Below are 26,941 nucleotides of genomic sequence, written 5' to 3'. Positions count from 1 at the left end.
GGGCGCAGGGATGCTAAAACGAGACTGACCGGTAAAGCTTATCACGGGATGCGCGCTCTTCCCTGGAAAGCTCAATTGTACACTGGCCTAATCTGAGGAGCTGAGGATATCAATGGTTGATTCGACCGTCACGGTGCTCACCATCACCCCCCTGAAATGCGAGCGAAACGCCCGATTCCCTCGCATGACCTCCCGAGCATTCGTGCGTCTGCTCGTCTGTCTAGTCGGAGGAATTATGTTGGTCTCCAGTCCGATCGAATACCTGCACGCTCAGGAAAACAAGGCGATCGTCTACCCGGAGATTCCCAAAGTCGATCAGGTCGATGAATACTTCGGCACGAAGGTTTCCGATCCTTACCGCTGGCTCGAAGAAGATGTCCGCGAATCAAAACGAGTCGCGGAGTGGGTCGAAGCTGAGAACAAAGTCACCTTCGGCTACCTCGATCAGATTCCCGAACGCGATACCATTCGCGAAAAGCTGACTAAGCTGTGGAACTACGAAAAGTTCTCCTCGCCATTCAAAGCCGGCACGAAGTATTACTACTTCCGCAACGATGGTTTGCAGAACCAGTCGGTGCTGTTCGAGATTGATAACCTCAATGCCGATCCGGTTGTTGTCGTTGATCCGAACGGCTGGTCGGAAGACGGCACGATTGCACTGTCTGATATCGTCTTTTCTGACAACGGCAAGTACCTCGCTTACTCGATTCAGGATGCCGGCTCTGACTGGCGGACCTGGAAGGTGATGGAAGTCGAGTCCCGCAAGCTGCTGGAAGATGAGCTGAAGTGGATCAAGTTCAGTTCCGTCACCTGGACTCAGGATAACAAAGGATTCTTCTACGCCCGCTTCGATGAGCCTGCGCAAGGCGAAGCGTTCCAAAGTCTGAACCTCGGCCAGAAGATCTACTATCACCGCGTCGGAACGTCTCAAGCAGACGATGTCCTCGTCTTCCATCGTCCGGATCAGCCGGAGTGGGGTTACGAGCTGACGGTTTCTGAAGATGGTCGCTATTTGATCATTACAGTCTGGAAGGGGACGGCTGATCGTTATCGCGTCTTCTACAAAGACCTCGCAGAGCCGTTCGGCATGCCGCTGGAACTCATCAGTGAGTTTGAAAATGAGTACTCATTCATCGGCAACGAAGGTGAGACGTTCTACTTCAAGACCGATCTAAACGCACCGAACAAACGCATCATCGCGATCGATATCAACAAGCCTGCCAAAGAGAACTATCAGGAAGTTCTGCCAGAAGGCGAAGAACCGATTGCGTCTGTTGGCCTCGTTGCAAACATGTTCGTTGTCAGCCAGTTGAAGGATGCTCATACCCGCATTCGCATGTACGACATGACTGGCAAGTTTGTCCGTGAAGTTGAACTGCCCGGTATGGGAACCGCCAGTGGCTTCGGTGGCAAACGAGTCGAAACAGAAACATTCTACTCGTTCTCCAACTATGTCATCCCGCCGAGCATCTATCGCTACGACATGCTGACGGGGGAATCGAGCCTGCTGCGACGATCAAATGTCGATTTCAAAACCGAAGACTATGTTCTCAAGCAGGTTTTCTATACGAGCAAAGACGGTACGAAAGTGCCGATGTTCATCGCTCACCATAAAGACGTCAAACTCGACGGCAATAACCCGACGCTGCTTTACGCTTACGGCGGGTTCAACATCTCGCTGACTCCATCGTTCTCGGTCAGCCGTGCCGGATGGATGAAGATGGGGGGCGTCTTTGCCCTCGCCAACCTGCGTGGTGGTGGCGAATACGGCCAGTCATGGCATGAGGGTGGGATGATCGAGAAGAAGCAGAACGTCTTCGACGACTTCATCGCTGCCGGGGAATGGCTGATCGCCAACAAGTACACGACCAACAAGAAGCTCGCCATTCAGGGTGGCAGCAACGGCGGTTTGCTTGTCGGTGCGGTCATGACACAGCGTCCCGATCTGTGGGGCGCAGCCCTGCCAGCCGTCGGCGTCATGGATATGCTGCGTTTCCACCAGTTCACAGCTGGTCGTTACTGGGTCGACGAGTTCGGATCTTCCGAAACCGAAGCCCACTTCCCGATCATTTACAAGTACTCGCCTTATCACAATCTGAAGCCAGGAACTGAGTATCCTGCGACGATGGTGACGACGGCAGACACAGATGACCGGGTCGTGCCAGGGCACAGCTTCAAGTTCGCTGCTCGACTGCAGGAATGCCAAGCTGGCAAGGAACCTGTCCTCATCCGCATTGAAACGCGAGCCGGTCACGGTTCCGGTAAGCCGACCAAAATGATCATCGAAGAAGTCGCTGACGAGTACGCCTTCCTGCTGAAGGTCCTCGGCATGAAACTTCCCGCTGGCTATTAACGACTGCTCTTGAGGCGATTGAAATCAAAGGGCACGGACATTTTTGTCTGTGCCCTTTTTGTTTTGCCGACCTGCAGATGAAGAAGGTTGGAACGCTGAGTTCGCCGAGGGGAGCAGAGGACGCAGAGACGAGAATGTTTCAACGCAAAGGTGCGAAGGCGCGAAGGGAGAACAAGGCAGGGTGTGTTAACAACGGCTTGAAAATTCAAACAATCTCTCTGCGATCTCTGCTGAACTCTGTTCCCTGTGCGTTCCAGTCTTTTCCTGTTTTCAATCACCCGACTTTTGCATCATTGACGATCACGACATCTGCACGTCCAATCGGATCATCCTCCGTCAGATGAATGCGCTGAGCCGGATGGTAGATCCGCTGGTATTTTCTCGTCACGGCTTCCATGTCGAGGTCTTCCTGATTGCGATGCAGGGCGCGATCCAATGCGATATCAAAAGGGCATTCGACCCAGATTTTGACATCGAATTCATCGGCGTAGGGTCGCCGGAACAGCAGGATCCCTTCGAGAATGACGACATCGACGTTGGAAATCTCGACTCGTTTTTCGATGTAGCTCCGAGTCTGTTCGAGGTAGGCCTCATACGAAAGGTCGACTCGCCCCGCCTTCACCAGTGGTAGGACGAACGTATCGAACATCTCTCGTTCGCGAAGAGCATGTTCGTAGTAATGACGGGCGGGTTCATCATCGCGGTATTTGACTTCCGGGAGACTGAGCCAATCATCCCCATGAAGCAACGCGACCTTCACGCCACGCGAGACCAGTTCTCGGTGCAACAGACTCGCAACATAGCCTTTCCCGCTGCCGCCGATACCGCTGACACCGACGAGTGGCAGCGCATCACCATGGGCAGGCTTTTGCAATGCTTTATCGATAAGGCGAATCGCAGCGGAGAGATCTAACATGGGAAAACTTCTAACGCTCCGACTTCAGGTCGGATTGATGCAGGCCGCTATGATCGAGCATGGTCCAAAGGCGTCGTGACATCGTCTCCCCCGTCGAGAAATCCGTCAAGGTCGTCGCAAACTGAGCGGTCCCAAACGGAACAGTTTCGTTCAGCCAGAGGTCGCAGTTCGAACCGACCCAGATTCCAGACTCAGGCAGCTTTAATCGCGTATTCACTGCAGAACGCTGGCAGCGGAGATAATCATTTTGAAACGGAAGTTTCAGGTAGCGGTCAAAGCCAGGACGATAGGCAAGGTCCTCTGTTTCTTTCGCTACGAAACCACGTACAAACTCCAACGCTTCGGGGGACGGGTTCGTGATCAACTGCTTCGAAATCGCATCACCATTCTCGAAGGCGTTCAGGGAGAGTGTGAACGACAACGGCTGCTGACCGTCGATGGTTCGAGTCAGTTCGATAGTTCCCTCTTTGACAGACGTCACCTCAAGACGCATCGTCATCAGATGACCTTGGGTGTCGACCGAGCGATAGACAGCCCAGTAAGGAAGCTGCTGGTCGTTCTTGGGAAGCGTCGTGAACCAGGTTTTGAGAGGCTTGGCAAACGGTTTGACATCATCTCGGTACTGATCGATGAGGCGTGCCTTATCCATGACCTGAAACAGCCAGGGATGACGCCAGGGTCCAATCCAGGGTGTCCAGGCAGAGATGATCGAGGGGACTAACAGAACCAGACAGACAATCATCTTCGTCTGCTTGAACGGAAGATGCGTCATCCAACTGGCAATCGTGACCAGCCACAGCGGGATCAGCCAGACCATCCAACGCAACGCGACCGTGACGCCGCCGAAGTTGTAGTGTTCTGTTTTCGTCATGTAGAAACCAAACACAACCAGCGAGATCATGATCGCCATGAGGGCGACTTGGTGCTGACGCGTCTGGGTCCAGCGTCGCATGCTGACAAACGCGGGAAACAGCAGTAACCAGAAAGGCGTCAGCGAGAAGATCCCGTGATGGCCGATCGTGCAATGGAGAAAGTAGACAGCGAACGAATCGGGCGCCTTGTCGACGCCTTTGGGATCAGCCCAGTAGCTGGGAATGCCAGCGACCTCATGGAGGTACTTTTCCGTGCCGTAGTAACTATAAAAAGGTTTGATACTCCCGGTCACCATGGCGTTCGACACGAGAAACGCTGCCACGACAATTAACCCGGCTGGGGCATACGCCATCAGCGTCTTCTTAAAATCGTCCTTCAACAGCAATAGCCCCAGAAGGACGACATAACTGGCGGCAGGCAGTTCGAAGGCAAACGTCATTCCCGCCCAGAAGCCGCACCACGCCAAATCAATCAGATTCGATTGACCGGGCTGAGTTCGCAAAAAGAAATACAGTGAGAAAAGCAGCGACAACGCCCCCGGCAGGTGATTATTCAACGTCGTCGCATACGGCAGGATCAAAGTGCCAAAGCAGAAAACCGTCTGCATCAGCAACAGCGGAACGTCCTTCAATCCAAGACGCTTCAGCATGAGCGCCCAGACCCAGTAACCGAAGGCGAGCGGAATCAAATTGATCAGAAAGAGGACGATATGCCCCGTCAGCTGGGGGTCTGCAAGCAGGTTCAAGCCAAGCGTCTGTTTGAGAACCCAATAGACAGGGATCGTCAGCAACGCCAGAAAAGGGGGCTTCGACGAATAGTAATGACCTTCATGATAAACCTTGTCGATCGTATCCCAGCCAGGTTTGGCGCGGATCTCATCGATCGTAAAGGTTCCCTTTTCGACAACCGACCAGACAGTACACCAGCGTGAGCGATCATTCGCGCTCATCAGAACCGGCGTATCGAACAGTCGCACACTGAGCAGCGTCAATGACACCAGGCTGATCAGCCAGCAGCCAGCGATTGTCAGTCTTGAAGTAGAATCAGGTTGCTCGTTCATATCTCTCTCGCCCCTTCCCTCCCGGTGACGGAAGAGGTTCAATTCGGTGTTTCGTCCAGCAGATCGATGAGGCGGAAGTGATGAGGTCCCAGTTTCCCGCCGTAGTTGCCCGCGGAGACAAACTGGATTCCGCCATGATCGATCGCAGCGTGCAAGCCAGCTTTCATGGCCTGCTGAATAGAAGCGTAGTCCACTCCATCGATGACAATCTCGTAACAGCAGTTGGCATCGTCTGGAAGCTGGGATTTGACCATCGTTTTGAGCGTCGGGCAAAAGGCGTCGTTCGTGCTGGCTTTGAGTGTTGGGTAACGTGAGCCGACTTTGCTGCCACTTCGGACGATCCCACCAGGAAATGGAGTCATGACACCGGGACATTCTTGAATTGCGTTAACGGCGGCCTCACAGGCTTCTAAGCACTGTTGAGGATCTTTGCCAGCCAGCATGAGGTTTCCCCCACCAATCCCGGAAAATGTGCCTGCCAGCGCATCACACACAAATTCTCCATCCATGACTGGAATTCGCCAAAGCCGCCGATCGTCAAGCTTCTTGGAGATCTGGAACCCATCGCCGAAGTAACGCAGCTGTTTGCCAATTTCGATGTCTTTGCCAGCCTCGCCGGCCGCAACGCCATTAAAACAAGCCGTCGTTGCACAGGTCAAAATACACTGGCCGACCCGCTTTAGGACGGCTTTTTGCAATCCATCTTTCCCAAATCCAAACAGTAGCACACTGGCTCCCATCCGCCCATCCGGCGTTTCCTTCTCATTCAGCCAGGTTTCCAGGCCGACTTCTGCATCACAGGCAATCACGCTGGTTCCATAGCCTGTCAATTGGTCAACGGCGTGCCCGACCCATTTTCGGCTGGCGGCGGTAATCACCAGACGTGTGCCACGCATGGTAAATGCTTCTGCATACGTATCCTCAATTGTAATTCCTCGGTAGGACATAAACTGAGACATGTGCTATGATTCGTTCCCCAAAAGCGGTATGTGCTTTGCTGAACAGTGTCTATCAGCAGACGCACGTGTGCAAGTCACTTTGATTTTGCGCGTTAAACGTTCAGCACACTACGTTTACGGGCGGTGGAATTGGTGAAATCATGCGATTCCCCCAATTCCCAAACAGACGAAAGCCTGAAATCGTCGAAGTAATGACCAAGGCATCAGAAGCTGTTCATTAGCTTGCACCCGAAAGCGAAACGCCTTCAGTCCTAACGTAACCTGAAACTGGTAAGAGATCGATGGAAGCTGCCCCCAGCAAAAAAAAGAGTACTTCACAAAACGGCTTCACTCTGTGGCACGGGATGAACTTTAGCACGTTGCTGGACTTTCTAAAGCTGAAGCCCGCCCTTCATTATTCCAAATACCCCCGTTTAGCATCCCTGTTTCTGATCTGCGCGAGTAACTCGTTCTGGTCCATGATCGAGAGAATGCGTCACGGGAAGGGCGTCGAAAATACCCAGCTTGCCGATCCTATCTTCATTTTGGGACACTGGCGCAGCGGTACGACCCTGCTTCACAATCTGATGACTCTGGATGATCGTTTCTGCTTTCCGAACATGTACCAGTGTCTGTTCCCGACTCACTTTCTGACGACAGAAAAAACTCTCACCTACTGCACCGAGTGGCTGCTTCCCGACACGCGTCCGATGGACAACATGGAAGCCGGCTGGGACATTCCGCAAGAAGATGAATTCGCGATCATCAACCTTTCGCTCATCTCCTGTTACATGCTGCTGGCGTGGCAAAACGGAGATCGATCATCTTTCGAGCGCTTCATTACCATGAAAGACGCGACTCCTGCAGAACGCAAGAAGTGGAAAGAGACGATCGTCTACTTCATGAAGAAGATCACCTACCTGTATAAAAATAAGCCCGTCATTCTGAAATCACCAGGCCATACGCCCAAGGTCGAAATCCTCCTCGAACTCTTCCCAAACGCCAAGTTTGTATACATCTACCGCAACCCCTATCGATGCGTCACCTCCAGCATTCACCTGCGTGAAGTGCTCTATCCTCTCAACGACTTCGGCAAGACAAACTTCGATTACATCGAGCGTGATGCGCTGGACCTGTATGTCGAGACGATCACAACATACGAAAAAGACAAAGCGCTGATCCCCGAAGGAAATCTCTTTGAAGTTCGTTATGAGGACTTCGAACAAGACCCGGAGATTTACATCGAGCAGATTTACAAACAGCTGAACCTCGGTGACAGCACTCCAGTCATGCAGAAGCTCGAACCAATGCTTCCGAAGCTGAAGGGTTACAAGAAAAACAAGTTTCAGATGGATCCTGCCCGCAAGAGATTCCTCTACGAGAAACTCAAGTTCGCCTTTGATATCTACGGCTATGATCCCGATCTCGATCCAAACATCGAAAATCAGGACGTCTCTTCCCCTCTTGAAACGACATGATACTGGTTACGACTCCAGACCTTTGACCAGAAGGTCCATGAACGCCTTTGCATAGGCAAGTGACTCTTCGTCAGTCACATAACGCGTATGCGATTGAAACGTCATCGAAATGCAGTTTTTTGTTTCACAGGCCGCAATGCTGATCGGAATCCCGCGTGCGATCGGGGCGATCCCAGAGATTCGTTCCAGCTTCATCTCGCCCATGAGCAGCGAACCATCGTCTTCACGGAACTTGTAACGGTTCGCCCGCGTGGTGTCGCCCAGGCAAGTAAACTGCACACTTGGCGTGAACCACTCTCGATCGATGATCAGTCGCCACGACCAGTCCTTTTCCGAGACCGCCTGCAGGCCGTGGAGGAACTCGGCACCCACGTATTTCCGCTTCACGTACTGCATCTCATCTCGAAGTGATGCCAACAGGCTGCGAAATGTCGTTCGAGCCCGAACCTTGCGACGGAGAAACGCAATGCCGAGACGGTTACATGCCGGCATTTTCAAATCAGATGGATAGCGTAAGTCGACGGGATTGAGGACCGTAATCTTTCGACCTTTTGCGACTTTCGGAAACACTTCCTGAAATGCCATCATCGAAACTGCCAGACAAAGGTCATTGATCGTACAGCCCTGTTCTTTCAATTTCGCACGCAGGGCTTTTGATGTCGCGGTGTCGAGCGGGCGTTCGATCACGATGCGATGATCCGCTTGTGCGTTCTTCTCAGGAAGCCGGGCCGACTTGCCAGCCAGGGTGACATACAGGTTTCGCATCCCCTCCCAGAAACCGACCGGCTGCGCGATTTTGCGATAAACATGACGTTGTGTGAATTTCTCGAACTCAAGGCGTGAGAGCTCGACGGTTTCCTGGTTCACAAGCTGGTCGTAAACACCGAACCACTCGGCGATGAACTGGCGAGCCCCCTGGCCGTCGCAGCAGGCGTGATGGAAGTCGAGATGAATGAGGACGCCATCTGCATCGGCATAGGCGGTTGTCCTTAAACCGATCTCACGGGAGATTTCAATCATTTGAATCGGTAACGCGACCAGTTCCTTTTCACTCAGTCGCGACTCTGCCCAATTCAAACGAGGGCAGCATTCCACGTTTCGCCACTGGCCGGTGGATTCGAGCAGCGCATGGAACATCGGCTGACGAATCGCCGCTGTCCGATAGGCCAGGCTCAACAGGTCACGCTCGCATGGACCATTGAACCGCATTAAAACTCGGAAGACCATGGGCGTTGATGGCCCATCGTTGTGCATAATGAAGCGTTCGAAGACAGTCCACCGTCCGGGCGAGACGTGAGGTCGATCGTCGGCAGACTGCTCGACCATTTCTTCGACTAGTTCCTCATCTTGATTGATCATGATAGACACACGATTCACTTTCGTTCGCCCGCTTTCGACTCATTCTTCTCGCCCTGTTTTTTCGTCAGACTCGATTCATGACACCTCCATCGACGACAATGACCTGCCCTTGAATCATGTCGCTGGATGGGCTTGAGAGAAACGCGACCACGTCCGCGATATCCTCAGGTCGAAGCTGCTGACGTTTCACCAGCATCAATTCCTGGGCGGACTTCAAAATGTTTGCCATGTCTGGCATCGAAGCAACCGCCTGCGTCTCAACCATGCCTGAAAGAACTGTGTTGAAGTTCATCCCCTGCGGACCAAGTTCGTACGAGAGTTGTCGTACAAGTGCTTCAATCGCTGCTTTGCTGATCCCGATCGCGCCGTAGTTGGGCACGATACGCTGCGAGCCGTGACTGGAGATTGCGGTGAATTTAATAACGCCATCCCCGCGAGGCTTGGCTGAAACTGCTTGCGCCAGCCACAGCAGAGGCAGTGTATTGTGCTGCATGACGCTTTGAAAATTCAACGTGGTCACTTCGCTGGTCGGCTTGAACCCCCCGGCGGCTGCATTGCTGATCACAATATCGACAGAACCAAAGCGATCATGTGTGTAGTCCACGAGCCCGACGATATCGTCTCGTGAGGAGACATCGGCACGAATCGCGATCGCGTTCCCGCCGTTCTGTTGAATTGTCGAAACGGTCGAGGAGGCGCCTTCCGTCGAATTCAAATAGTTCACGACCACCGTCGCGCCGAGACCTGCCAGTCGAATGGCGCAGGCGCGACCGATCCCTCGGGATGCCCCGGTGACAATTGCTGTTTTTCCGCTGAGGTCAATCATTGTTTGTCTTCAAACATTCTCTTGCTGTGCCAGCGAGACTTCGGTCGTCGCCGGTTGTTGTTCTTCCTGAAGTTTTGCGATGTCGTCAATCATCGTCGACTGATGCGCCACGCCATTGATTCGTTGCGCAATGTAACGCTGCGAAGCATAAAGCCGCTCTTCACACCGCCCTAGAATCCCCGAACGTTTTGCTGCATGGACTCCCGCCTGAACTGCAGGGTAAATGCCAATGTCTTCATTGAGAATCGGCTTCGTCAGCCAGGTCGAAAAGGTTCTCCACCACCACGACGCCGCCAACGCGACCGCGTTTGTCCGTTCTGCACGGCGCCCGACCTGAATCACGATCCCGCGAGAAGTCGTCAGCGATTCTGGCAAGATCACCTGCGCGATCGTTAACGACGCGGTGTGCGAGACCAGCAGATTCGGAAAGATGTGGTGATGCTGATAGCCGATGGTGTGTCGGACACCCATCATCCAGAAGACGATTCTCTCCCAGAAGACGAGCAATCGATCAACGATGCGTCCTCCCTCGAAAACAGTCTGCATCGAGGTTCCGGTTTCGTGGAAGAAGTGATCGCTGTTTGGCTCGCCGGGGTCTTCCGCGAATGTTTTGGAATGGACGCTCGGGATGTGATAACTCTCGAGAGACGCTTCGATCGGAATCTTCCAGTTGCATGGATACTCGAAGTTGAGCGTCATCGCATGGCTCCACCGTTCTGCGTTGAACCATTCTGCGATCATGTCGAATCGCTCGCCCATCCAGTCTCGCAGCGAAAGCCCACTCGATGTCAGACGAACAAAGACGAGTTGCCCACAAGTCTCGACAGCGAACTTATCGAGGCAGTACTGCTTTCGATTGAACTGCGGAAAGTTCTTCGCAGCCGGGATCTTTCGTGTCAGACCATCGGGACCATATTCCCAGCCATGGTAAGGACACTTCAGTGTTTCACTGTGACCAGAGGCCGTACACACCAGTTGAGCATGACGGTGAGCACAGACGTTTCGCAACGCGATCAATTCGCCACTGAAATTCCGGACGACAACGGGCACGTCCATGATCTTCAAAGAGATGTAGTCGCCGGGCTTTTCGAGTTGGTCGATCGTTCCAGCCAGATGCCAACTGTCCGCAAAGACGTGCGCGCATTCTGCCTCGAACTGCTGAGGGCTGTAGTAGCCTTCAGGGGGAATCGGAGGTGTGAATGCAACCGGACTATGAAACATGCCAACAAACGCCTTACATCTTGCTCGATGCCAACGCGATCGACTCGCCCTGCCCTAACCATGCCAGATGATATCCCTCTGCCAACCAGAGCATGTCACCATTCTGACCAGTCAGAATCACAGTCATCACTGCACCACTGCTCGTCTCACCTGTCACACGACAAGTGACATAACAGATTTCACCCGGATCTGGGAGTCGACCAATCAGAATTCGATCAAAGCGAGAGGGGAGACTCAATTTTTCAAAGCGACGCCCTGCCAGCATCGCAGCGGCATAAAGACAGGCATCGACCACCGAGGGCGCGATCGTCCAGTTCACTGTCGGACGATTTTCGCCACTCAAATGCGAAGGCGAATTGGCAGAGATCTCGCCGATCAGTTCGTCTCCATCGATCGAAATCCGACGCAGACATCGCAGGCTATCGCCATGGAAAATCGCGCCGTTTGGATCGTCATGGTAAACGACGTCCTGCCAGTTCTGAATTTCGCGGGCGTTCGGCACTTCAAACCGAGATGTCTGAGCAGACGTCTGCCCTGTCACGTACGAGCCTCGGAAGAAGGTCTTATCGCGGCTGACGACCTGTCCATCGCGACGAATCACATCCGCTGTTAATTCGCAGTAACTGGCGTCACCTTGTTGCTGGACTTTGAAAGAAACCGTTCTCGGCAAGTCAGCCGGGAACTTCACGGCTTGAACAGCGGCGACATCTTTCAGTTCCACAACGTCCTGATTGGTCTTCGCCCGCACAGCCTCGGCCATCAGTTCCATCGCCACAACGAATGGCAGCGTCGCAGTTCCTTGAACTCGGTGCTGGCTCAGGAATCGCTCATTCTTAGGATCGAGCGAAAGAGACATCACTTCATCGGCAGTCTGGCGAGTTCCATCCGGATCGAGCAACGGCAACGCATTCACGGCTGTCGTCTGAGCGCGATCCCGATGAAAGAACTTGCGATAGTACTTGCGATCCGTGATGAGGACTTCCGGCTCATCGCCGCCGTAGGCCAGTTCGTTCATCAAGTGCATCAGCCCTATTCGGGCGGGCATGAACTCGATATCGATCATCTCGAGAGCGAGCTTGGTTTCCGGCTTGGTCGCCATGCCGATATCACCCCAGGCATGCCAGTGGAAGTTGACCGAGGCAACCTCCGGGCGAACAGTGCGATATCGATCGACCAGTTTGGCCATCGACTCATTGGCCAGTGAGTAATCCGTATGTCCATTCGCGCCAAAGCGTCCGCTGATTGAGCCGAAGGTGATGATCCACTTGAGAGGATCCTTCATCGTCAGCGACATCAGGTTGATGCAGCCATCAATCTTCGCCTTGAGACATTGATCGACTTTGTCTGGTCGTTTGAGATCAAAGCGGGCATCCTGGCCTATACCCGCTCCATGGAGAACACCTTCGATCGCGCCATGCTGGTGTCGAATCGTATTCAAGACCTGCGACATTTCGGACACATCCGAAACATCAGCACTGTGATAAAACGCTTTGATCCCGATGTCTGCAAAGCGGGCCAGTGACTGGTCAATCTCGATGGCTTTCTCGAGATTGCGCCACGTCTCGATCCCATTCTGACCGCGACTATTGGCTTCAAAGATGACCTGACGCTTGAGGGCTGCTCGATTCTCAACAGCTCGCGAGCGAATACTCTCTGTCAGAGCAGGAGCAGGTGACTTGCCGACCAGATGCAGCACAATGCCATATTTCTGCGCGATCTCCTGAGCAACGACGGTCGTAATGCCTCGTGCACCGCCGGTCACAACCCAGTGACTGCCCGGCGTGATCTTTGGAGTCGAACGACTTTGGTTCTCATTATTCAATGGACGATGAAACGCCTGAGCCGTCGAGCGTTCTTTCCCGCAGATCGCAATCTCGGGTTCGTAAGACGGAGCCGCCAGTTCCTGGAAGATCGCTGTCACTGCATCCAAAGCAGTCGTCTCTGGACTGACATCAATCGTCTTCACGGGCGTACTGCGTTCCCCCTGCATCCATGACTCGATGACAATCGCCTTCATCAACCCAGACAGCCCGCTCTCTGGTGAGACCATTGACTTGCCGGAGAAGCCAAAGTCACCTCCACCATTCGTGACGAGAATCAGCGACGACTGGCCGAATGTGCCTGCCTTGAGCTGCGAAGTCATCCAGCGCTGACAAGTGCGGTAAGGAACTTCGAGAGCTTCGAAGCGACGCTGTTTCCAGGCGTTCAGAGCGAAATCACGAAATGAAGCAGGATCCCATGGACTCGTGATGAAAATGTGAGGTGTTGATTCCCGTGCCCAGATGCCATCGAGACGGGCTTCGAGTTCGTCTCGCGATTGGACACTGTGCAGCTGGTGAGCATTTACCCCGCGTGACTTCAATCGAGTCATCAGTTCGCGAGCAATCGCGTTATCGCCGAGGACAAGCGCAGGGCCGTTAAAAGTGGGCTCTGTCGGCATGCCAGCCCGATGTGGTGCCTTCACGGTTCTCATCACCAGACGCATTGCATCGTCTGGCAGAAGAGGGGCGCTGGTGAAAGGGGCAGACGATTTCTCGGCTGTCAGCTCAGCCTTTTTTTTTTCGAGGGAGGTCTCGTTCTGCGATCGCTGGAGGAACCGTCGAGCCAGTTGAATACTCTCGGCTGGAACTCCTGCTCCACGAGCCAGTGAATTGACTTCGATAGAAACTTCTTCGGTATGACCATTCGCCGCTGAGGCAAGGTCACCACGTTGAAGCATGTTTCGGAGTGACTTCTGGATCTGCTCGCGATTGCGGAAGCCATGTTCGTACGCAATGCGCCCGATCTGGTCATCAGAATGACCATTCACGTACACATCAAAGATCGAGCCGTTAGTTTTGCCGGAGTGACCGTTGGTCTCAGGCTTGGCAACAGAGACTGGCATGCTGGTGTGAGTCTTCTCGACAGCCGTCTCTCTCTCGCCACCCATTTCCTCGCCGGACATCTGATTGAGCAGAAACTGCTGAATCGACCGCAGGGTTTTGAACTGCGACAGCGTGCTGCGTTCGGCACGGAAGCTTGAGATCTCATAGTGCTGCTGAACTTCGCCCAGGATCTGGGCCTGCTTGATGCTGTCGATCCCAAGATCTGCTTCGAGTTCGGCATCCAGATCAACAAGGTCGCGTTCGTAACCCGTCTGATCCACGACCAGAGTGATCAGAAAATCTGCGATCGCTTGCGGGCTTGTCGCAGAAGCCACTGATGCATCCGATTCGACAATGGATGACTCTGGAACAGCGACAGGCTCGTGAACCGTCGCTGCTGATGTGACCGGAGTCACAGCGGGCGCCGGCTCATCAATCTGAGAATGTTCGACGATCAATGCCTTGATGTCTGCGAGCGTCTTGAATTGATCCAGTCGCATTGAGGTTGCATTGACAGTAATACCGTAGCACTCGACGGCTTCGCCGATGACTTGTGCCTTCTTAATGCTGTCGACACCCAAGTCTGCTTCAAGGTCAGCATCCAGATCGATCACGGAGGGTTCATAGCCCGTCAACTCGACGAGAAGTGTCTTCAGATACATCTCGATTTGAGCAGCATCGGCTGTCACCGTTGGTTCGTCGCTCGGCTCATCATTCCTGACGCTTCGAACAACTTCTGCCTCAATTTCAACTCGCGGTGCAGAGGGAGGTTTTGCAGAGACGCCGTTCGAATGCGGCAGTCGTTCGCTCGCGAGTGGCTCGATTTTGGCAGCTCTAACTGCTCCACGTCGGAGATCAATTACCTCGACATTGGACGTCGATTTGGGCTGGACCTGAGCCTGAGGTTTGAGCGTCGAAGAAGCTGTCACGGAAACTGGTCGAGCAGTCGCAACCGTGACTTCAGATCCGGCGATCGTGAGAACTTCCTGGATGAATTCCAGACGTGACGAGAAGCTTTCGCCAGGCAGATCAGCACTGACACAGAGGGCGTTCCCGCCACTGATCTCATGGTTCATGCGAGACAGGACGTTATTGGGACCGACTTCGATCAGAACATCGCAGCCATCCCGCATCATGCGTTCGACCGCAGGTTGATAAAGCACCGGGCTCGTCAGCTGAGCCAGCAGGTTGCCCTTGAGATCTTCAGGTTCAGACAGGTATTTCAAACTGGTCGTCGAGAGAAACGCAGAACTTATCGGACGAAGGTTCGTCCCCTTCATGACCTGAGCAAGGTAACTTTGCGCATCGCTCAACCACGGAGTGTGATAGGGAACCGGAATCGACAGGCTCAGGCTCGCCAGACGTCGATCCATCAGGGCACCGACAACACGTTCCGCGTCATCGCTGGAAACAGCAATCACCGTCTGGCTCGGAGCATTCTGATGAGTAATGAGACAAGGCAGATTCGCTTCTGCGATCGCGCGCTGAACCTCTGCCAAAGTCCCGCGAACGGAAACCAGTTTCCCGCGCTGGGTGACTCGCATTGTCACGGCATCCGTTCGCCATTTGACGAGTTGCACGGCCTGCTCAATTGTGATGGCACCATGAGCGGTGAGGGCTGCATAGTCACCAAAACTGTGACCAAGAACAGCATGCGGAGCTAAGCCGGCCTGTTTGAGAAGTGACGATGAAATCAGGCTGGAGGCAAGAACCCACAACTGATTCATCCAGACGTCTTGCGGACGATATTCTTCTGCCCCTCGTAACACGGGTCCAATCGCTTTGGCGCCGATCGACTGGCAGGCACGGTCAATTCGTCCGATGATTTGTTCGGCTATCGGCTGATCAAGAAAGCCCAGCGGCTGGTCATAATACGAGCCCTGGCCTGGATAAACCCAGCCAATTCGAATGCTGTCGGCTGACGTCTTATTCCAGAGAATCGCCTGGATCGATTCAAAAACACCCCCCGTCTTGCCGCGACCGATTTCTTGCAGCAATCGACCGGCTCGGCTTTTCAACTCATCATCAGACGCAGCCGTGATCGAACAGCGCCAATTCAATCCTGCGTAGGATGAATCCGTTTCCAATCCAGCCTGACGACCGGCTTCCACAACAGCACGCAAAGATTGAGTCAGTCCGTCCAAAGTTGTCGATGACAAACGCAGTGGAAAGACTGCTCCTTTGACATGTTTCTTGGCAGGGGTAGTCACAGGTTGAATCATAAGTGGTTTCGAGGCAGGTGCTGACATGGGGGAGGGTTTGGCAGTCTGGGCAGGTCGTCGTTCAAACTGGTGGGGATCTGTACAAGTAAGGCAGTATGTCGTTTTGTCATGAGCTGTTGCAACCAAATTTACATCAGCCGAGGTAATTTGATCGCGCCAAGAGCCCTGTTTCTCCCATTTTGACGTTTCAGCCGCAAGTCGTACGAATTGTTGGGAACCGACCAGATATCCGAATTTTCTGGCCAGTCCGCGTCCCGCGTCATCCTGTTGGGATAGTCTTTGTTGAGTATCTGGCGGAACTCCAAGCACACCAAAGACTTTCAGACCGCGTCGTTTCGCTTCGGAGAGCTTCTGAAGCACAAAAACGACCACTCCTTCGCCCGGCAGAATCGATTGATTGTCTTTCAGAACTTCAGAGATGTCCCCGCTGCGAACCAGTCGTCCGTTCGCATCCAGCTGTTCAAAGGATGCCAGATCGAGAGATCGTTGTGCAGTGCCGACAATGGCCGTCGACCACAAACCGGCCTGCAGGTAATCAACGGCAAGGGTCAATGCGGCAAGATCCGAGGGATCGTCCGCATCGATCGAATAGGCTCCACCCATGCAGTCGAACGACTTCGCAATCCGGGACGAAAGCGTGCTCGCCGTGAAACTGCCGGTCTCATCCAGCAGAGCAGGACGGTCTTTCAAGTAAGCATCTCGAAATTGCTGACAGATCTGTTCAGCCGAACGAGAATCGAACCCCTTTGCCACCAGAGACACGAAGAGTCGCTCGCAAACTTCGGGCAGTCGCAGTCCAAACTGCAGCTGATTCGAGAACTCGCCTCCGAAAACGGTTCCCACCACGACACCGGTCGTGACGGTATCGATGATCTTGCTCACAGAAGGAAGATCTTGAACCCCCATCTCCGACAAAGCCTGTCGGACGGCATCCAGCAGCATCATCTGAATGGGATTCGACTGCGAAATCTGCTTGGGCGGAATGCGGAAGTCGCGACTTTCAAAGCGATAGTTCTCGATCCAGCCTGCCTTGTTGTGGGGAACATGATGCGGCTGATGATTCGCTCCACTACTAATCCCAGCTTGTCCACGCCAGCGATGTTCGGGCATCGGACGAATAAAGCTGGCATCCGTACTCAGCGCCTTTGAGAATTCCTGAATGTTCAGCGCACCAGGTAAGACGAGACCTCGTCCCACGATCGCAATCGGCTCAAACGCCTTCCGCTCCGGGAAGTTGGAGCGAGGATCACTGGCTGTTCCCTGTCGGATCGTGACGTGGGCATTCAACCCGCCAATCCCAAACGCACTGACGGCGCCACGCTTTGCGACATCTTTCGTTGACGATGTTTTTTTCGGCCAGGGCGTCGGCGTGCGAACAATTTCAACGGTCTTCTTCGACCATTCAAATCGATCCGTCAGCTGACGAACATTGACCGTCGGAGGAATCGTCCCCGAGGTCATCGCGAGAATAATCTTTGTCAGACCGACCATTCCCGCGGTTTCCAGCGTGTGCCCCAGATTGGACTTCACACTCCCCATCAGCAGGGGACCGTTTCGATTTGTTCGCAACTGCGAAACCGATTCTAATTCGGTCGCATCGCCAAGTTGTGTTCCGGTCGCATGCCCTTCCAGGTAATCGATCTCCAGCGGCGAAGAGGGAGGGTAGGCCCGCGAAATAGCAAGAACCTGCCCTTCCTGGCGTGGTGCCCACAACGATTTGCCTCGGCCATCAGAAGCTGTTCCGATTCCTTCGATCACGGCAAGAACGGGTCGTCCGAGTTTCTCTGCCAGACTGCGAGTCGTCACGACGATCGCTGCGTAACCTTCCGAGCTCACGAGCCCGCTGGCCTGCTGGTCGAAAGGATAAGACCCCTTGGGACTGCATGCCTGAGACTGCGAAAACAGGATCAGATTGTCGACACTGTTACTGGTCGCACCTCCCACGATCGCAGCAGGGATTCGACCCGCCCAGATCGCAAGCGCGGCCTGCTGCAAGGCGTATAGAGATGACGCACACGCTGCATCAACGACAATCTTCGGCCCCTGAAGTCCTAACTGGCCAGCCGCGAGAGAGGCAGCGATGTATCCATCATACAGACGCGGCTGAGACGGACTTCGCGTCCGTCGCTTCGAACGAATATCGCTGGAGACCTGATCGATGACCGCCTGCTGCGAGTTCTGATCGAGACTTTGAAATGCAGGCAGTTGACGAAGAATTTCCAGACCTTCGACGACCATCGTCGCCATCGAGACATCACCCGCGTAACGAGTGGCCCCCGAATGTCCCACATAGACGCCGGCTTGCTTCAGCAGAGAATCTTGTTCATTCAAACCGGAATTTCGCCAAGCGCGCAGCGCGGTCTCACAAAACCTCAAGTGAACTGGGTCATAAGTTCCCAGATCTGTGTCTTTGAGACGCATGAAGTTCAGATCAAAGGGCTTCTCTGCAACAAGGCCACCCAGCGTCGTGTAAGTCTTTCCGGGCTGTCCCATCCGCTCATCGAAGTGGCGGTCTGCCTGAACGCGATCTTCTGGAAGCTCTTCATACGCTGTCTTGCCGCTGACAAGCAGCTTTTCAAAAGCGCGCACATCCTCTGCACCGGGGAGGTGACACTCCAACCCCAGGATCACCAGTTCGTCAGTCAATGGCTTCGTCGTCTTGCTCATGCCGGAACTCTTAATTAAATGCGATCCTTCGACTCAACCAGTTGATGAGATCGTTCAACAAATAGACGTCTCAAATCGCACAGCAGTTTCTCATGCTGATGATCATGATCAGCGGTCTGACGTCGCTCGAACATCGCCTGCCCTGAACGCATCAGCTCATCAACGGGATGTTCGGTATTCAACCAGTTTTCCCAGGCCAACGATGAACTCGAGAGAACATCGTCTGCTGATTCTGCCCCACCTGCCGAGACAACCGGACGACCATCTTTTGCTTTAGTAATCAACCAGTCGCCACCACCCAGGCCATGCAAGACGAGACCGACTCGATATCCAGACAGTTGATGTCCCGAGGATTTCTCGACATGGCATTCATCAATGAATGCAAGCCACTGACCGGCAGCGCGAACACTTTGATGAAGCGGCTTTGGGGCGTTTGACGTTGTTTCGGAGTCTGAAACCACCAGTCGACGCAATGAATCAACACCCACATCAGGAGCGAGTTGACCGACATCACCATCGAATGCTGCCAGCACATTTGTCTGATCGAACACCGGATCATCGCGGAAGTAAGGTGCAAAGGTTTTGATAAACTGCTCACTCATGGCACTCTGAGTGATTTTCTCCAACGGCATATTCCCATTTCGGGGTCGCCCGATATCCTTTTCTTCCAGGATCTGACAAAAAGCTTCGTCGATCTCACGAATTGTCGTTCCCTGACGATGGGTCAGGTGAAAAGTCCGACCATGAAACGTATCGTCGGCCAGAATATGAGCGATCGTCGAGGCAATCCATTCTGCTGTGACGAGGTTCTTCCTCTCATTTCCTGACATCCCAATAGCGGCAATCAGATCACCTTTGGCAGGTCGACCAAACATCTTCGCAATGTATTCATAGACGGAATACGCCTGATAAATCGTGCGGTCACCCAGGTTGGCCAGTTTGAGGGATGGGTCGATCACAATCGACGGTCGGTAAACAGTCAGATGCTCGAAATAGGTTCTCAGCAACTCTTCTCCGAGAAGCTTGCTATGTTCGTAGTCATTTGAAAAAGACTGCCCGTTGTTCAACTCGGTTTCCAGAATTCTTCCGCTTCTGTTTCCACAGACATAGGCAGAGGAAACATGGTGAAATTCAGTGATCTCACAACCTCGACAGAGTTCAACAAGTTCAACGAGTCCATCCACATTCGTCCGGTATGGCTCCCCATGGGCATGCTCAGCAGCAGACTTGAATGACAGATGAGCAGCGTTGTGGAGTACCCGGCTGCAGAATCTTCCAATCCAGGCACGGTCTTCTACAGACACATCCAGTCCTGGTTTTGCAAAGTCACCGGTAATGATTCGCGGGCGAACGTATTCCCGTTCAGATGATTCTTCCAGTTTGGCAAGAAGCAGCTCGACCTTCGAGGTCGCATCTCCAGTCAATGAATCACGCACGAGTAAGGCCACTGGAATCTGGCGTTCCAGCAACTCTCGCACCAAATGACCGCCAATCAGACCCGTTGAGCCGGTCAGTAACGTGTAGGGACGTGCGGACATAAGGTCTGAATTCTCGTCCTGATGAAAGTTTCACAAATCGCGGTCGCGTAGAGTCTAAGTCTTTTACTACTTGCGAAGTTTAGGGGCCTGACCCACCAATTGCACGATTCGTCTTCCTCAATTCAAGCGAAAATCAGCCATTGGGTCTTGTGACCGGCATAAAGCGATCTTGATCACAACCCCTGTATTACACGACTTTGCGTGTAACAATTGCAAAAACTGTCTTCAATCGTCTACCCACACGCGTACAGTCATGTTACAACCGTGGCAAACACTCCAGTCAACATTTTACTTATCAAATCACGTAGATTGGTCAATCTACGGAATTGATTTTATTCCCGACTTTTCCGACTTTATGTTTGATTTTGCTACCCTTGTCTCAAAGAATCTGTGGGCGGGGCAGTACCTCCTTCCTTTTTTTTCGGAAATATTCAGGTCATGATCAGACAGACCAAGCATATGCCCACCATCGATCCCTCTCCCATTTCTCCCGGATCTCGCCTACCTGCCACACCGAAAACTCCGAAGCTCAGCCAGCCGAACAACGAAAACGACATCGGTTCAGTCGATATCGTTAAGATTCTGAAGTCGTATTGGCTTCTCATGGGTACCTTCGGAATGCTGGGTTTGTCGGCTGCTTTGGCGTACTGTGCGACCGCAGAGCCATGGTATCAGTCCTCTGCAAAGGTCCTGGTCACGCTGAAAGATGCAAGACTTGCCAAGCCCGGTGAGACACAGTACGGAGAGAAGCAATTCGATGAAGACGTCATGGCTGACCACATGGAAATCATCAAAAGCCGGGCGATCATCGAAAAAGCTCTGTCCCACAATCAACTCAATCAGCTGCCGTCAATCGTTGCCCACCTCAAAGACGAAGTCGACGCGACTGATTACGTGATCGAAAACCTGGAAATCGTTAAGGGCGGTGCTGGTTCTGCTCGCGTTGCACGCAGCTTGACAATTGAATTTACGCACACATCTCCCACTGATGCACAACAGATCCTCGAAGCAGTTGTCCTCGAATACGAGCAATTTATTGATGACCAGTTGAGCAAAGTGATGACTCAGACTTATGCCCTGGTCAGCAAAGCTCAAGGAGAGGTCGAGAAAGAAATTCGTGACATCGAGGCTCGCTACCTGGAAGCTCGACGCGAAGCACCGCTGATTTATTCCGGTGAAGGCTCTTCAAACCTGTATCTGGAAAAATATCGACGCATTCAAGACGAACTCGTCACCGTGGAAATCGAGCAGAATTCAGTCCAAGCCAGACTTGATAAAGTCACCAACAACCTGAAACGTCTCGACGAAAACAACGGCTCCGACCTCGACAAACTGGCTTTGATTGACACACAGAGCCTCGAACGCCTGGGCGTCTTTGCTCAACTGCAGATGGGCGGATCTCAAACATCGACATTCCAGGCTGCTCAACCTCTGCGCCTGGAAGAAGCACGAACGCAGTATTCCAATCTGCTCATGCTGATGTCAAAAGAGCAGGAATTGCTCGCAGACTTCGGACCTCAGCACCCTGAAGTTCAGAAAATCCGCGATCAGATTTCTCTGGTCAAACGCTTCGTTGCAGAAAACGGCCAGAAGACTGAAGTCAACATGCTTGATATCAAGATGACACCTGAATCACTGATCGGTGCCTATCTGGGTTTCCTGACAACAGACAAAGAAACTTTGGCACAAAGACAAATCGACCTCAAAGAGCAGGGACGTCTTGTTGAAGCAGAAGCAAAAGAGCTGATCGCATTCGAATTGAAAGACAAGATCCTTCAAGAAGAAATCACCCGTAAGCAGGATCTTTATGCGTCGATTGTCGAACAGCTTCGTAACCTCGACACGGCTTCGGGTCTGAGTGGTTACATCCACGAAGTTCTGGAATCACCTCGACCAGGTCAGCATGTCTGGCCAAACGTGAAGCTCTGCGGTGCAGGCTTCACGTTCGCAGGACTTTTGGTCGGCTTCATGATCAGCCTTCTTCATGCCACCAATGGGGCACGGTTTACTTCGACCCAGCAGATTTTCGAGACAACAAATCTTCCAATTCTCGGACAGGTGATGCGTTTGCGTAAATTCCGAAGCCGACGTCACGGCCGAGGTCTGGTCGATCCAGATTCTCCTGCCGCTGAGAAGTTCCGCCTGCTTCGCACAAACATGCTACTCGATGTTAAACAGGGACACCTCAAGACTTTATCGATGACAAGCTCTCAGAAGCAGGATGGTAAGTCGACGATCCTGGCAAACCTGGGTACGACCTTCGCAGACAGCGGTCTCAAAGTTTTGATGATCGATGCCGATATGCGTGCACCAACTATGCACGAGTTCTTCGATGAGAACATCGGAAAAGGACTGTCGGAAGTTCTTCAGATGAAGGCATCCCCGCTGGAACTTGTCCGATCTACCAAAATTGAGAACATGTCAATTCTCTCAGCTGGTTCCCCCGTTAAGAATCCTGCCGAGCTGCTTCAATCATCGCGTTTTGAATCGATGCTCCAGGAACTCGAGCCAGAATTCGACCTCATCCTCGTCGACTCAGGCCCGATTCTCCTTGTCGCCGATCCTGCGATTATTTCACAAAAGACCGATGCCACCGTTCTTGTCGTGCGTACTTCGCTGGATACGAAGAAGAACGTTCTTGATTCCGTCAATCGACTGACGAGTGCAGGTGCTAACCTGAAAGGCATCATCGTCAACGCTTACGGGAGCGGAAAAGAATTCGCTGGTGAATACGAGAACTACCGTTACTACGGTTCAAACCGTAAGGTCAAGAACTAGTTCAAAGCTGGATCTATCAACAAAAAAAGGCAACCTCGATCCGAGGTTGCCTTTTTTATTTATCACCATCTTACTTAGTCAACGAAGAACCCGTTCACATTGATTGTGTTGAAGAACACGTTGGCAGTGGCAGCAAGTGGCTTACAGCTCAAGACCAACAGGTCTCCATGTCGGATGATCAGACGCTCTTTGGGATCTCGCATTGCTCGGGCGAGGTCGACACGAATCTGAATCTGGCTTCCGTCTGGCATCTTTCGAAGGACCAATGCACGTGTTGGCTTGAAGACATAGCCAGGGTTTGCATTTCCTTGCAGAGCCGCACCGGACTGACCTAAGGGACCACCGACCGAGTTGGTCGCCAGGGCAATCGCTTCAATCACGTCCAGGTCATCGTTGTATGGAAGAGGAATCTTCGCACCGCCGAGCATCCCGCCAGTATAGAAGTACTCGTTCCGACGCGGGATGAAGAGGACATCGCCTTCTTCAAGAATGACGTCTTCGGGTTTGAATGGAAGTGCGCAACCTGCCTGTCCGCGAAGAGGGATTCTGGTCACTTTATGCCCTGCTTCACGGCACTGCTCCAGAACACGCTTCATTGTTTCCGAGTCCATGGAATCGTTTGGTACAAAGCATGTACTCTTCATCACCCATGCTTCCTCAACGGCATCGGTTCCAGGCAAACCGCCGGTATATGCCAGAGCATGGAGGACGTCGTTTTCGTAGGCGGGCAGGTCAACAATACTTGCTGAACCACGGTGAATCTGCTCAACAACTCCCGGAGGGGTCAATGCAGCACTCGGGTTAGGCGTGTCCTGGCGAAGCACAACGATCCGTTTGACGCGAGGGGTTACAAGCGAAACAGAGACTCGCTCGCGATTCGCCTGGATAATTTCCTGGCCTCGATAAACCTCGCGGATTTTTTCTGAAACCTCGACAAGGGTCAAACCAGAGACATTAACCATCCCGACCAGCGGCAGTTCAACTGTTCCATCTGGATTGACAGTGACTGGCAGACCAGTGGCAGGTCGCAGAATCGTACCACCTGGAGGATAGTAGACCTGATTCAAGCTCTGGAACTGCTCGAGAACCGGCGTATCATCGACCGATGCGGGCAGAACGCCGTGAATGTAGACAGCAAGAGTATCGCCTGCGTCGACCACGTGAGCAGGTGGCTTCTTCTGGCCGAGAGCCGTGAAGACGATCGGCATCTGCCCCTCTTTGGATTCGCCAAAGAGGTTTGGATCGATCCGAGCAGCGGGTACTGCATGGGCACCGCTATTGATTGTGCGGCATCCCGTGGTGAGCGCGGCGGTCATCAACAGAGTTGTGAAACCCACGGTACGCAAACGATGAGCGAAAGTAAAAGGTCTCATTGGGATTCCTTTCCTGGTTGAGATCAGTCCCTGTGATGAACATCACCAGACGAGGCGATGTCCAATCTCAACCCGTGAGTTCTTTACGTATCCTGGGAGTCTGTTGGACAAAATATAACGCGTGGAAGCTGTGAATCAGTTTGAAGCTGGTTCAGTTAGCGGTGGTTCAACCAGGTTGCTGGTTGGTTCCGGGACGTCGACACTTGGCAGTGGCTCAAGCATCGGCTCAGTCAGCATTGAGCCCTGGATCTGAGGCTCGCAATACTCTGGCATCCATGGTCGGATATAGTGAGTGTCCGGCTGGAGACGGGCGCAGTTCACGCCGTCATGAAAGCCGATGTACCACTCGTAGCGGTTCAGATCACATTCTTTCGTGATCTGGTTCGGGCACCAGTATCTCTTGGGAGGAAACATGGGCGGCTTGCCACAGTTCCCCGTCAAGACATCATAATAGCCGGCTTTCCAGCCGTCTTTATAATCACAGGAGTACTTCTCGTCCGAACTCCACGAATAGCCGTACCATGCCTTCATGGCACGGAACTTTTGCGTTTTCTCGTAGTGTCCGTCGTAGAGAGACGCACAACCTGTGGCAGCCATTAAGACGGCCAGGCTGGATAATATCGCGATGTTTCGTATGGGAGACATTGCTGTGAAGTCCTTCCATGAATCACATTAAGTCACCTATTTCATCGTCTTCCATTCCTGAGAGTGTGAGGCTGTCCATCCAGATTGGGCCAGTCCGTAACAACTCGGTATTACCATCAGGTGCATAGCGCCCATTTTACCAGCTCACACCGAGACGCTTGATCGCCAGAAAAGAGGAACAAGCGGAGAATCTGCTCAAGTGCTTCAGTTTGCTAATGCCATATCATGAGCAACGCCAGACTGTTAGCGTTGTGAAGCAAAAGGGATGGTAAAGCAACGACCATCAAAAAAGCAGGAGCCAGAGAATCGCAAATGCCTTGGGTGGGAGTCGAACCCACATGCCCTTTACGAGCGGGGGATTTTGAATCCCCTGTGTCTGCCATTCCACCACCAAGGCTGTCTGATCTCGACCACGTTCTAATAACTATCAGCTGCGGGACGAATTGCATACGACCGCAGATGTGCTCTCAAAGTGTCTGACAATGAGCGTCCACGCGTTCATGAAGCTCGTGCGCAATTCTACCACAACGCTTCCCATCTCGCGAGCGTATGCAGCCAATTCCTGATGTGAAGAGCCGAAACTTTCGAGCATCAGAGCAGAAAACAATCAGTTGACGAACTGATCCAAAAATGCTGACAACATTACTGTTTCAACGCCAGCAGTTGGGTCCAGCTTTTTCTGCAAGTCAGCCATGGGAGTCGAAGACTGAATTCGATTTTGGATTCCGGTGACAACGGGTTTAGCAGGATAAAGCATCGCACGGAATTCTTCGAATCGAATATTTGCCTGAATAGAGGGAAGATCAGCTGCACGCTCTTTATCGACAGCAGCAAGCAATTGAAGGTCCTGACGATTCCCTGCAGTCGCGAATGTGACGATTTCTACCTCGTCACTCACTGATGCCTTGGGCAGATGAATCATGAGCAGTTCGAATGCTTCCACTGGCTTACCAATGACAAGATTCAGTTCGTTTTCCTGCTTCAGGAAGCGAAATGCCATGACGAGTGTTCTGGCCGATGTCGTATTGCCATCTTTAGAATCATCGTAAACACCAAGAACCCGAAACTCCTGAACCGCCGTTGCGATCATAGCTTCTGGCTCGATGGTTCTCGTTGGATTACTGCGGTCGAAGAACGCACTTCGAACTTCTCCCGTGAAGGCATAGCCGGACGCATTTTTGGTGACCACTGGCTGAATCGCCAGAAGATGGTCGTCCAGATATCCTTCGATCGTCCCTTTTGAAATCGAGGGGAGTTGACTGCGGAATAATGGATCGACCCTCAAACCAACGGTGAATGCCGTCGGGCGTCCTTCAAAAACAGTCTTCTGAACATTCCGCGGACTAAATCCTTCGCTGACTAAGGTTCCAGCAGGCATGAGACGGCAGGATCTCGATGCCGCTTGATTGAACTCTCGTTTGACTTCCCAGTTTTCTTTGGGAATCACGCGAATCAGAGGCACTTTCAATGAGTGCGCAGAAACCGAATTTGATTGGGTATCGTCTGTCGAAGACTCGTTGGCCACACCATCCACTGGAGTCTTCAATGTTCGCTGCTCGAACGTCGCGATCTCTGGAGTTGATGTCAGTGGAACATTGTCGGTCGAGGTCTGGGCATTTGTGCTTGATTGCTCGGAAGGTTGGGCAAACGGTTCTGCCGGTTCTTCGACTTCCGCACTTTCTGCGGACTTGATTTGCCAGGCTTTAAAAAAGCCTTCCTTCTTAACAAGTTCGTAGTCGCCACCGATCTTCGTTTCGAAGACATAGAAAAATACTGAAGCCGTGCAGATAAGGACTGCTAAGAAGGCGAGTAGGCCCTGGTGTCTCATTC

14 protein-coding genes and 1 tRNA gene are annotated in these 26,941 nt (G+C 52.8%); 3 read left to right on the top strand and 12 right to left on the bottom strand.

Going from position 1 to position 26,941, the window contains the following annotated elements; translation table 11 throughout:
* Positions 1-235 precede the first annotated feature (235 nt).
* A complete protein-coding gene (locus SH248x_RS03540) occupies positions 236-2,353 on the top strand; it encodes a prolyl oligopeptidase family serine peptidase (RefSeq protein ID WP_459558573.1) in 2,118 nt (705 codons plus the stop codon).
* A gap of 274 nt (positions 2,354-2,627) precedes the next feature.
* Here SH248x_RS03540 and SH248x_RS03535 read toward each other — a convergent pair whose 3' ends face one another.
* Genes SH248x_RS03535 through fhcD form a run of 3 tightly spaced genes read right to left on the bottom strand, consistent with a single transcriptional unit; the run spans position 2,628 to position 6,161 of the window.
* Positions 2,628-3,269 carry a nucleoside/nucleotide kinase family protein gene (locus tag SH248x_RS03535; RefSeq protein ID WP_459557143.1) on the bottom strand — a complete coding sequence of 214 codons (642 nt, stop codon included), beginning with the start codon at positions 3,267-3,269 and terminating at the stop codon, positions 2,628-2,630.
* 10 nt (positions 3,270-3,279) lie between these two features.
* Entirely contained in the window at positions 3,280-5,202 is a 1,923-nt protein-coding gene (locus SH248x_RS03530) for a hypothetical protein (RefSeq protein WP_459557142.1), read from the bottom strand.
* A gap of 38 nt (positions 5,203-5,240) precedes the next feature.
* Complete coding sequence (gene fhcD, locus SH248x_RS03525; protein ID WP_459557141.1) at positions 5,241-6,161, bottom strand: formylmethanofuran--tetrahydromethanopterin N-formyltransferase; 921 nt, start codon at positions 6,159-6,161, stop codon at positions 5,241-5,243.
* Between the two features lie 470 nt (positions 6,162-6,631).
* On the opposite strand from fhcD, the gene SH248x_RS03520 reads away from it, so the two are divergent.
* Positions 6,632-7,618, top strand: coding sequence for a sulfotransferase family protein (locus SH248x_RS03520; RefSeq protein WP_459557140.1), 987 nt, complete (start codon positions 6,632-6,634; stop codon positions 7,616-7,618).
* A 6-nt stretch (positions 7,619-7,624) separates the two neighbouring features.
* On the opposite strand, the gene SH248x_RS03515 is transcribed toward SH248x_RS03520, so the two are convergent.
* The 5 genes from SH248x_RS03515 to SH248x_RS03495 form a co-directional block, all read right to left on the bottom strand.
* A complete protein-coding gene (locus SH248x_RS03515) occupies positions 7,625-8,977 on the bottom strand; it encodes a condensation domain-containing protein (RefSeq protein WP_459557139.1) in 1,353 nt (450 codons plus the stop codon).
* 64 nt (positions 8,978-9,041) lie between these two features.
* Positions 9,042-9,803, bottom strand: coding sequence for a Rossmann-fold NAD(P)-binding domain-containing protein (locus tag SH248x_RS03510; RefSeq protein ID WP_459557138.1), 762 nt, complete (start codon positions 9,801-9,803; stop codon positions 9,042-9,044).
* 9 nt (positions 9,804-9,812) lie between these two features.
* Complete coding sequence (locus tag SH248x_RS03505) at positions 9,813-11,024, bottom strand: aromatic ring-hydroxylating oxygenase subunit alpha (RefSeq protein ID WP_459557137.1); 1,212 nt, start codon at positions 11,022-11,024, stop codon at positions 9,813-9,815.
* Between the two features lie 13 nt (positions 11,025-11,037).
* Positions 11,038-18,777 (bottom strand): SDR family NAD(P)-dependent oxidoreductase, encoded by a 7,740-nt coding sequence (locus SH248x_RS03500; protein ID WP_459557136.1) that lies wholly within the window; start codon positions 18,775-18,777, stop codon positions 11,038-11,040.
* A gap of 14 nt (positions 18,778-18,791) precedes the next feature.
* Entirely contained in the window at positions 18,792-20,315 is a 1,524-nt protein-coding gene (locus SH248x_RS03495) for an SDR family oxidoreductase (protein WP_459557135.1), read from the bottom strand.
* 438 nt (positions 20,316-20,753) lie between these two features.
* Between SH248x_RS03495 and SH248x_RS03490 the strand changes: the two genes are divergently transcribed.
* Positions 20,754-23,093: a polysaccharide biosynthesis tyrosine autokinase gene (locus SH248x_RS03490; protein ID WP_459557134.1), complete on the top strand. Its 2,340-nt coding sequence runs from the start codon at positions 20,754-20,756 to the stop codon at positions 23,091-23,093.
* A 74-nt stretch (positions 23,094-23,167) separates the two neighbouring features.
* Here SH248x_RS03490 and SH248x_RS03485 read toward each other — a convergent pair whose 3' ends face one another.
* The 4 genes from SH248x_RS03485 to SH248x_RS03470 all read right to left on the bottom strand — a co-directional run bounded on the left by SH248x_RS03485 (position 23,168) and on the right by SH248x_RS03470 (position 26,939).
* Positions 23,168-24,409 (bottom strand): polysaccharide biosynthesis/export family protein, encoded by a 1,242-nt coding sequence (locus tag SH248x_RS03485; RefSeq protein WP_459557133.1) that lies wholly within the window; start codon positions 24,407-24,409, stop codon positions 23,168-23,170.
* A 192-nt stretch (positions 24,410-24,601) separates the two neighbouring features.
* Positions 24,602-25,111, bottom strand: a complete 510-nt coding sequence (locus SH248x_RS03480) for a hypothetical protein (protein WP_459557132.1) — start codon at positions 25,109-25,111, stop codon at positions 24,602-24,604.
* A 313-nt stretch (positions 25,112-25,424) separates the two neighbouring features.
* Positions 25,425-25,508 (bottom strand) — tRNA-Leu (locus SH248x_RS03475).
* A 210-nt stretch (positions 25,509-25,718) separates the two neighbouring features.
* Positions 25,719-26,939 (bottom strand): hypothetical protein, encoded by a 1,221-nt coding sequence (locus SH248x_RS03470; RefSeq protein WP_459557131.1) that lies wholly within the window; start codon positions 26,937-26,939, stop codon positions 25,719-25,721.
* Positions 26,940-26,941: the final 2 nt, after the last annotated feature.

The sequence above is a fragment of the Lacunimicrobium album genome (assembly GCF_052161635.1).
Taxonomy (GTDB): Bacteria; Planctomycetota; Planctomycetia; order Planctomycetales; family Planctomycetaceae; genus SXPC01.
This window is presented reverse-complemented; position numbering and strand designations above follow the sequence as displayed.

Excerpts from the sequence above, each read along its gene's own strand:
- SH248x_RS03540 (WP_459558573.1), top strand. The coding sequence starts at position 236 with ATGTTGGTCTCCAGTCCGATCGAATACCTGCACGCTCAGGAAAACAAG.
- SH248x_RS03505 (WP_459557137.1), bottom strand. The coding sequence starts at position 11,024 with ATGTTTCATAGTCCGGTTGCATTCACACCTCCGATTCCCCCTGAAGGC.
- SH248x_RS03490 (WP_459557134.1), top strand. The coding sequence starts at position 20,754 with ATGATCAGACAGACCAAGCATATGCCCACCATCGATCCCTCTCCCATT.
- SH248x_RS03515 (WP_459557139.1), bottom strand. The coding sequence starts at position 8,977 with ATGATCAATCAAGATGAGGAACTAGTCGAAGAAATGGTCGAGCAGTCT.
- SH248x_RS03520 (WP_459557140.1), top strand. The coding sequence starts at position 6,632 with ATGCGTCACGGGAAGGGCGTCGAAAATACCCAGCTTGCCGATCCTATC.
- SH248x_RS03510 (WP_459557138.1), bottom strand. The coding sequence starts at position 9,803 with ATGATTGACCTCAGCGGAAAAACAGCAATTGTCACCGGGGCATCCCGA.
- fhcD (WP_459557141.1), bottom strand. The coding sequence starts at position 6,161 with ATGTCTCAGTTTATGTCCTACCGAGGAATTACAATTGAGGATACGTAT.
- SH248x_RS03485 (WP_459557133.1), bottom strand. The coding sequence starts at position 24,409 with ATGACCGCCGCGCTCACCACGGGATGCCGCACAATCAATAGCGGTGCC.
- SH248x_RS03500 (WP_459557136.1), bottom strand. The coding sequence starts at position 18,777 with ATGAGCAAGACGACGAAGCCATTGACTGACGAACTGGTGATCCTGGGG.
- SH248x_RS03480 (WP_459557132.1), bottom strand. The coding sequence starts at position 25,111 with ATGTCTCCCATACGAAACATCGCGATATTATCCAGCCTGGCCGTCTTA.
- SH248x_RS03470 (WP_459557131.1), bottom strand. The coding sequence starts at position 26,939 with ATGAGACACCAGGGCCTACTCGCCTTCTTAGCAGTCCTTATCTGCACG.
- SH248x_RS03530 (WP_459557142.1), bottom strand. The coding sequence starts at position 5,202 with ATGAACGAGCAACCTGATTCTACTTCAAGACTGACAATCGCTGGCTGC.
- SH248x_RS03495 (WP_459557135.1), bottom strand. The coding sequence starts at position 20,315 with ATGTCCGCACGTCCCTACACGTTACTGACCGGCTCAACGGGTCTGATT.
- SH248x_RS03535 (WP_459557143.1), bottom strand. The coding sequence starts at position 3,269 with ATGTTAGATCTCTCCGCTGCGATTCGCCTTATCGATAAAGCATTGCAA.